Origin of the sequence: Streptomyces sp. NRRL WC-3549, assembly GCF_000721935.1 — a bacterium.
Classification (GTDB): Bacteria; Actinomycetota; Actinomycetes; order Streptomycetales; family Streptomycetaceae; genus Streptomyces.
In genome coordinates, this window is the sequence record NZ_KL585393.1 from 125,972 (window position 1) to 133,422 (window position 7,451).

The following is a 7,451-nucleotide window of genomic DNA, read 5'->3' on the forward strand; positions in this document are numbered from 1 at the left end:
GGGCGCCCGCCGCGGCGACGCGGGGGCGGGGGATCAGGGCGGTTCCGGATCTGTGCACGGGCATCTTCGTGCCTCCGAAGGCTCGGTGGGGGGAGCTCATGACCCAGGAGCGGGTGCGGAACACTCCTGTGGGGCGTGCGCCGTGGTGTGAACATGCCACCGTGGCGCCCCTGACGCTACGCACGTAGACCCGTCTGGCGGAAGGGGGCCCGGGCGCCGCCGGAGGTCTACTCCTGCGAAATACTGGCCGAGCTGCGGCGATGACCGCGGTTGGCGGAAACTTTCATCGGCGGGAAAGCGTGTGAGGGGTGCTGACGTGCACGGGAGCGAAAGCGGCGGTGAACCCGGCCCGACGTCCCGAAGTGGAGTGGACCACGAGTTCCTCGCCCTGGAGCGGGAGTTGGCGGTCTTCCTGCGCCGGGCGCGGGCCAATTCCGGGGAGATGGCCCGGGAGGTCCACCCGGATCTGGAGGCGTCCGCCTACGGAATCCTCGTCCGCATGGAGGCGGCGGGGCGGCAGCGGCCCACGGACCTGGCCGCCTATTTCGGGGTCGGCAGGGCGACCATGAGCCGTCAGTTGCACGCTCTGGAGGAGCTCGGCCTGGTCTCCCGTGAGAGCGATCCGGCGGACGGCCGTGTTTCACTCGTCCGGCTGACGGAGGAGGGCCTCGCCCGCTTCCGGCGCGTACGTGACGCACGGCGTGGCCGGTACGCCGACAAGCTGGCGGACTGGGACCGCGCGGAGGTGGCCGAACTGGCCCGGCTGCTGCACCACTTCAACGCGCGAGCCGAGGACTGACCGGCGCCGGAGCTGTCGGGCGTCGCGGGTGGCCACCCGTTCACCGCGCGGCGGGGTGCCTGACGTGCTCCGCCCGCGCCGGTGCCCACGGCCGGGCGGTGAGGGAGGCCTCCGGGGTCGCACCGGAGCGGCGCGCAAGGCGGCTGCGGCGCGATCCGGCCGCACGGCGGGCCCGCGGGGCCGGGCCGGGGCCCCGGCGGCGTCCCCGGCCGCGTGCGGCCCCGCGTGCCTCCCGGTGCGAGGTGCCGGAGCCTCCGGACGCCGCGCGCCGGCCCACCGGGTGTGACGGGCAGCCCTGACGACCTTGACCCGCTCTTCATCGTGCGCCAGGCCGTTGCTCCGGCCGGTTCCGCACCGGATCGTCCACACGGGTTAAAACCCGAGCCGCGCGGCGCAGGACGTCCGTGGACGGACGGGTACGCGGCCCGGTCGGGCAATGTGGAGCCACACAACCAGCTCACCCATCGCCCCCTCCGACCACGCCTCCGACGTCCCACCCGTCAGAACGCCGGCGAAAGGCGCCGGGGGTGCGGGCACGAAGGCAGGAAGACCATGAACAGGGAGACCGACCGGCGCACACCGGACGACGGCGAGGCGTCACCTGGGAACGCCGCCACTCGCCTGCGCCTCCTGTCGGAGGCCAGCGAGGCCCTGGCCTCCGGCCTCGACGCGGAGGAGTCACTGCGGCGCCTGGCCCGCGTGGTCGTGTCCCACCTCGCCGACGCCTGCGTCATCGACGTGGTCGCGGGGGAGGAGCTGCGGCGGCTGACCGTGGTGGAGCGCACCGGGGAGAGGTCGTTGCGGACCCTGCCCGGCGGGCTCCTGCCGGGGCCCGACAACTCGGCCGCCGCCCTGGCGAAGGTGCTGCGCGGCGCCGGACCCGTGGCCGTGACCGAATTCGGGACGCCCGACCGGGACGACGCCCTGATGGCCGCGCAGCGGGCTCTGTACCGCACGCTGGGGGCGCGGACAGCGCTCGTCACCCCCATGCGCATGCGCCGGCAGACCCTGGGCGCCCTCACGCTCGTCCGCCGTGACGCGGACAGGGCCTTCGACGAGCAGGAGCGCGTGCTCGCCGCCGACCTCGGCCACCGGGCCGGCCTCGCCCTGGACAACGCGCGTCTGTACGCCATGCAGCAGCACACGGCCGAACAGCTCCAGCTCTCCCTCCTGCCCGACCTCGCGCACCTCGGCCACCTCCAGCTCCTTGCCCGGTACGTGGCCGCCCGGGAGGAAGCCGAGGTGGGCGGCGACTGGTACGACGCCTTCCGGCTCCCCGACGGCTCGGTCGTCCTCGCCATCGGAGACGTCGTCGGCCACGACCTGACGGCGGCGGTCCGCATGGGGCAACTGCGCAACATGCTGCGCGCCCTCGCCTACGACAGCGAAGACCACCCGGCGGGCGTGATGTGCCGCCTGGACAAGGTGATGCAGGGTCTGACCAGCATCGAACTCGTCACAGCCGTCGTCGCCCGCATCGAGACGCCCCCCGGGAGACCGTGGCGCCTGTACTGGACCAACGCCGGGCACCCCCCGCCCCTGCTGGCCCAGCCGAACGGACGCGTCCTCCTGCTGGAGGACGGGCTCGCCCCGGTTCTGGGCGTCGACCCCGGGCTCAGGCGTGAGACGGCCGCTGTCACCCTGCCCGCGGGTTCGACCCTGCTCCTCTACACCGACGGCCTCGTCGAACGCCCTGGCGAGGACATCGGCCGTGGTCTGACACGCCTGCGTCAGCACGCGGCCGCCCTCGCCCGCGAACCCCTGCCCGTGTTCCGCGACGAGCTGCTCAACCGGATGAGCGACGACGTGCGGCACGACGACATCGCGGTCGTCGCTCTGCGTGCCCCCTGACCCGCCGCGAGACGTGCCCCGCCGCCGTCCGGCACGCCGCCCGAGGCGTACTCGATATGCTGGAGTCCAGCGGTTCCTGCGGGACCGCGCGGCGGTGGGGCCCGCCGTACCCGAACCGCGGTGTCCGCCGCCAACGGTCCCTACTCGTGACAGATCGTTTCCGTGTGCGCGGAAGCCGAGACCACGCGTAGGGAGAGGCATGCGTCCAGAGGAGAGCGGCCCGTTCGCGGCTGCCGTGCCGGCGGACCCCGATGTGGACCTGTCGGTCCCGCCCCGGCGCCGAGGACCCGGGCGGGCCCCCTACGCCGTACCGGGTGTGATCGCGGTGGGCGGCGCGCTCGGCGCGCTCGCCCGGTTCGCGGCCGCCCGGTTGTGGCCGACCGCCCCCGGGACGTTCCCCTGGACCACCCTGTGTGTCAACGCCGCCGGGTGCCTGGTGATCGGGGTCCTTCTCGTCGCGGTCACCGAGACCGGACGGGCCCACCGGCTGCTCCGGCCGTTCTTCGGCACGGGTGTCCTCGGCGGTTTCACCACCTTCTCCACCTACACCGTGGACGTCGAGCGTCTGATCGCCGACGGCCGGGTGGCGACCGCACTCATCTATCTGGCATCGACCCTGGTGGCCGCGTTGGCGGCGGTGAGCACCGGCACGTGGACGGCGCGCCGGTTCCTGGTGAAGTGGAGTCGGCGATGACCTGGGAAACCCTGCCCGCACTGCGGCTGACCGTGCTGGTCGACGACACGGACGTGCGGCACCACCGGCCGCTGTCCAGCGAGATCGTCCACCGCGCGCACGCGGCGGGACTGAGCGGCGCCTCCGTCTTCCACGGTCGCGGTCGTCGTGGTGGACGGGGAAGCACGCGTCCTGGCCTTCCTCCCCCAGTTGGAGGAGCTGGGGATCCGGGGGCTGATCACCCTGGAGCGGGTGCAGGCCGTCCGTTTCACCGGCACGGAGGAGTGACACGCGATGAACGACTTCCTGCTGGTGGCCGCAGGAGGCGCGGTCGGCGCCCCGCTGCGCTACCTGACCGACCGGGCGGTGCAGGCCCGTCACGACACCGTCTTCCCCTGGGGCACCTTCACCGTCAACGTGATCGGTTCCCTCGTCCTGGGCGTGCTCACCGGTGCGGCCCTGTCCGGTGCCGCCGGCCACACCGTGCAACTCCTGCTGGGCACCGGGTTGTGCGGCGCGCTCACCACCTTCTCCACGTTCTCCTACGAGACACGGCGCTTGGCGGAAGACGGGGCCAGGGCCTACGCCGTCGCCAACGTGATCGGTTCCGTCGTGGTCGGCCTGGGCGCCGCCTTCGCCGGTTCGGCCCTGGCCGGAGCCCTCTTCACCTGACCGGCGAACCACCGGGACGAGCCCGCGGGCCGAGTCGGGTCACCGGAGTTCCACCAGGACCGCGGTCGCGTCGTCGTGCCTCTTGCCGCGCCGCAGGAAGACCCGGTCGGTGTCGGCCCGCTCCAGCTCCCTGACGCGGTCGATCAGCCCCTGCGGGCCCTCCTCGCGCAACAGCCCCGGTACGTCGGCCCACTCGCCCGCGGCGAACGTCTCCGTCCAGCGGCTCGCCCCGTCGGTCAGGGCCGTCAGCGAACGGACCGCGGCGAGGGGCGTCTCACCGGTCACCGCGCGCGACGCCACCCCGGGGTCGGCCGCGGCCGTGAAGAAGCCGCCCTCCTTGTTCCGCGCCCGGGTGTCCGTGATGGCCTCGGAGGCCAGGACGTCCGCCGGGAGCCGGTCGAGGCGGTCGTCGAGGACCGGGTGCACCGTGCCGTCCGGCGCCTCCAGGAGCAACGCCGAGTCGGAGAGCACCAGGTGCTCGACGCACCGCGCGTCCCAACGCGCCAGGACCACCGTCGCCTGAGGCGTCCGTGCGTGAGAAAGGTCACACGAGGAGCGGTGGGCGTCGGCGGTGCGCCGGATGGACGCCGCGAGGACCTCCGTGAGCGTCAGGTCCCCGCGTGAAGTGGACAGTTCGACCAGGGAGCCGCCCAGCCGGGCGGTGAACCAGGGCACCGAGTGCACACACCCGTCGTCTCCCCGGGGCGGCGTCACACCGTCGAGGACGACGAGGACACCTCCCAGGCCGGATGCCGGGACGGCGGTCGACGCCCAGTCCTCGTTGGGGCGTTCGGGGTGGCCCGGCTCGGTGGCGAGTGCGCTGTGCATGGGGTCAGTCTGCACGACGCCTTCACATCGCCCGTACGACGCCTGTATCGGTCCGTACCAGCAGGTCAGGGCGGGCGGTCGGGCCGGGAGGGAGGGGGCCGGGGGCGTGCGGGCGGGCATCTTGCCAAAGCCGGGGCGGAAGTTCCACCCGGCGGTCCGTGCATGACGGGGGGCGGCTCTGGGGAGACTTGTTCGCCAACTCCGGAGTGATGTTCACTCGTTCGAGTGGCGGAGCGGTTGATGCGCACCCCCCTGTCAGCAGCGCTGGAATGGTCGGAAGCCTTACCAGGGGTGGGGCGCCCTGAAAACATGTGACCGCGCGTCACCTCTGCTTCATGGGTGGACGAGTCAAGATTGCGAGCACCGGTGCAGAAGAAGCGGCCTCGGAGCAAGGACAGCACGCGCGACGTATCCGGGGCGACGCCTCCGGCCGTGGGCGCGGGCAAGCGGACCGTACGGGTGCGCAGCAGGCTGGTCGCCGGCGTGGCCGTCGTCGGGATCACCGTGATCGCCGCGGGCGCCCCGATGGCTCTGAGCGCCTCCGCCGACCTCAACGAGTCCCAGCGGCTGGTCACGCTCGCCGAGCTGAACCAGCAGGCGATCACCCTCGCGCACTCCCTCGCGGACGAGCGCGACGAGGTGGTCGCGCACATCGCGGCGGGCCGTGACGAGGACGGCGAGGGCGACTCGGCCGACGCCGCCGCACGGGTCGACCGTCAGGTGGACGAGATCACCCCCGACGCCTCCGCGTCGCTGCGCCGCGACCTCTCCACCATCCCCTCCCTGCGCCGTGAGGCACTCACGGGCAAGGGCTCGGCGCTGGAGGCCTACCAGGCGTACTCCGAGGTGATCGCCAAGCTCCACGGCATCGCCGGTGAGCTCGCCGAGAAGACCCCTCCGCGCGCCGCCGACGCCACCCGTGCCCCGCTCGCCCTCGGCGGCGCGGTGGAGCAGGCGTCCGCCACGCGCGGCCTGCTGCTGGCCGCGCTCGCCGTGCCGGGTACGAAGCCGTCCGGCCCCGCGTTCGATCCGTACACCGGCCTTCCGGTCGAGGGCCAGGACGACAGCGGCAGCGAGGACGCCCGGACCCGGGACGACCTGAGCGCCGCCGCCCAGCAGGCCCGCGTGCGGGAGCTCGCCTCGCTCGCCACGTTCGACCAGGCGGCCGGGCCCGCCGCCCGCGACCGGCTCGCCTCCACGGTGTCCGGCCCCGAGGTCAACACCGCGGAGAAGTACCTCACCCGGCTGACCGACAGCCCCGAGCTGTCCGACGCGGACCGCCGCTCCGACCCCAAGAAGGTCGAGGCCGCGCTCTCCGCCCGGGTCGACCGGATGCGCAGCGCCGAGTCCGCCCTGGGGACCGCTCAGGTCGCACGCCTGGAGAAGCTGCGGGACGACGACGTCACCGCGCTGGAGATCCGGCTCGCCCTGCTCGGAGGCTGTCTGCTGATCGCGGTCGGCGTCTCGACGGCGGTCGCCCGCACCCTCACCCAGCCGCTCGCCGTCCTCAGGCTCGGTGCCGGCCGGATCGCCGCCGACCCCGAGACCGCCGAACCGGTCCGCTACACCGGGCGCAACGACGAGTTCGCCCAGGTCGTGCGGTCGATCAACACCCTCCACGGCAAGCTCCACGGCATGCGTCAGGGCACCACGGGCCGGCTGGAGTCCCTGGAGGCCGAGCACGGGGAGCTGCTCGCCGGCCGGGAGGCCCTCACGGCCGAGCGGGCCGCGCTCCAGGCCCAGGTCACCGAGCTGACCAAGCAGCTGGAGCGGTTGCAGAACACCGTCCACCACACCTTCGTCAACCTGTCGCTGCGCACCCTGGGCCTCGTCGAGCGGCAGCTCGCCGTGATCGAGGGACTGGAGGAGCGCGAGCAGGACCCGGAGCGGCTCGCCACCCTGTTCAAGCTGGACCACATGGCCACGGTCATGCGGCGCCACAGCGAGAACATGCTGGTCCTGGCGGGGAACGAGCACAACCAGGGGCACGCCGGCCCGATTCCGCTGGTGGACGTGGCGCGGGCCGCCGTCAGCGAGATCGAGCGGTACGAGCGGGTCACCATCCAGTCCCTGCCGCCGCACGCCCAGATCGCCGGCTTCGCCGCCGACGACCTGAGTCACCTGGTCGCCGAACTCCTGGAGAACGCCACCTCCTTCTCGCCCCCGGACTCCCCTGTGGAGCTGTCCGGCTGGCTGCTGGAGACCGGTGAGGTGATGCTCTCCGTGCAGGACGAGGGCATCGGCATGTCGGCCGTGCGGATGACCGAGCTGAACGCCAGGCTGGCGGACCCGGCGTCCTTCGAGGCCGGTGAACAGGCCGCGGACGGCGCCGGACTGGGCCTCCAGGTGATCTCGCTGCTGGCCGCGCGCCACGGCGTCCGGGTCGAGCTGCGCGAGCACAAGGGGAGCGGGGTGACCGCCGTCGTGGTCCTTCCGCAGGCCCTGCTGCCGAAGGCGCTGCCCGCCGAGGCCCCGCCGCAGGTGCAGCTGCCGGGAGAGGCGCCCACGCTGAACCTTCCGGGCTCCGTCGCCGAGGCCAACTCCAACGCCCTGCCGACGCGTTCGGCCGGGCGCGACGGCGACCCGCTGATCGCCGCCGCCGAGCAGACGCTCCGGGACACCGGCGTG

Annotated in this window: 6 protein-coding genes and 1 pseudogene; 6 read left to right on the forward strand and 1 reads right to left on the reverse strand. The window is 73.3% G+C overall.

Translation table 11 applies throughout. The annotated features are described in order from the left end of the window. The first annotated feature begins 316 nt into the window (after positions 1 to 316). From IH13_RS0110505 to crcB (IH13_RS0110525), 5 genes and pseudogenes are all read left to right on the forward strand, one after another. Positions 317 to 799: a MarR family winged helix-turn-helix transcriptional regulator gene (locus tag IH13_RS0110505; protein WP_031083176.1), complete on the forward strand. Its 483-nt coding sequence runs from the start codon at positions 317 to 319 to the stop codon at positions 797 to 799. A 552-nt stretch (positions 800 to 1,351) separates the two neighbouring features. Then, positions 1,352 to 2,650: a PP2C family protein-serine/threonine phosphatase gene (locus IH13_RS0110510; protein WP_031083178.1), complete on the forward strand. Its 1,299-nt coding sequence runs from the start codon at positions 1,352 to 1,354 to the stop codon at positions 2,648 to 2,650. Positions 2,651 to 2,849: 199 nt separating this feature from the next. After that, positions 2,850 to 3,344, forward strand: coding sequence for a fluoride efflux transporter CrcB (gene crcB, locus IH13_RS0110515; RefSeq protein ID WP_051835813.1), 495 nt, complete (start codon positions 2,850 to 2,852; stop codon positions 3,342 to 3,344). Further along, positions 3,341 to 3,611 (forward strand): annotated as a pseudogene (locus tag IH13_RS40090) (DUF190 domain-containing protein). The gene crcB (IH13_RS0110515) and the pseudogene IH13_RS40090 overlap by 4 nt, the downstream one beginning before the upstream one ends. Before the next feature lie 6 nt (positions 3,612 to 3,617). Continuing rightward, positions 3,618 to 3,995, forward strand: coding sequence for a fluoride efflux transporter CrcB (gene crcB / locus IH13_RS0110525; protein WP_031083181.1), 378 nt, complete (start codon positions 3,618 to 3,620; stop codon positions 3,993 to 3,995). Between the two features lie 39 nt (positions 3,996 to 4,034). On the opposite strand, the gene IH13_RS0110530 is transcribed toward crcB (IH13_RS0110525), so the two are convergent. After that, positions 4,035 to 4,823, reverse strand: coding sequence for a hypothetical protein (locus tag IH13_RS0110530; protein WP_031083182.1), 789 nt, complete (start codon positions 4,821 to 4,823; stop codon positions 4,035 to 4,037). 366 nt (positions 4,824 to 5,189) lie between these two features. On the opposite strand from IH13_RS0110530, the gene IH13_RS0110535 reads away from it, so the two are divergent. After that, a partial coding sequence (locus IH13_RS0110535) for a sensor histidine kinase (protein WP_063837426.1) occupies positions 5,190 to 7,451 on the forward strand: 2,262 nt, incomplete at its 3' end.

Coding starts and splice junctions, on each gene's coding strand:
- IH13_RS0110510 (WP_031083178.1), top strand. CDS start 1,352: ATGAACAGGGAGACCGACCGGCGCACACCGGACGACGGCGAGGCGTCA.
- IH13_RS0110530 (WP_031083182.1), bottom strand. CDS start 4,823: ATGCACAGCGCACTCGCCACCGAGCCGGGCCACCCCGAACGCCCCAAC.
- crcB (WP_051835813.1), top strand. CDS start 2,850: ATGCGTCCAGAGGAGAGCGGCCCGTTCGCGGCTGCCGTGCCGGCGGAC.
- crcB (WP_031083181.1), top strand. CDS start 3,618: ATGAACGACTTCCTGCTGGTGGCCGCAGGAGGCGCGGTCGGCGCCCCG.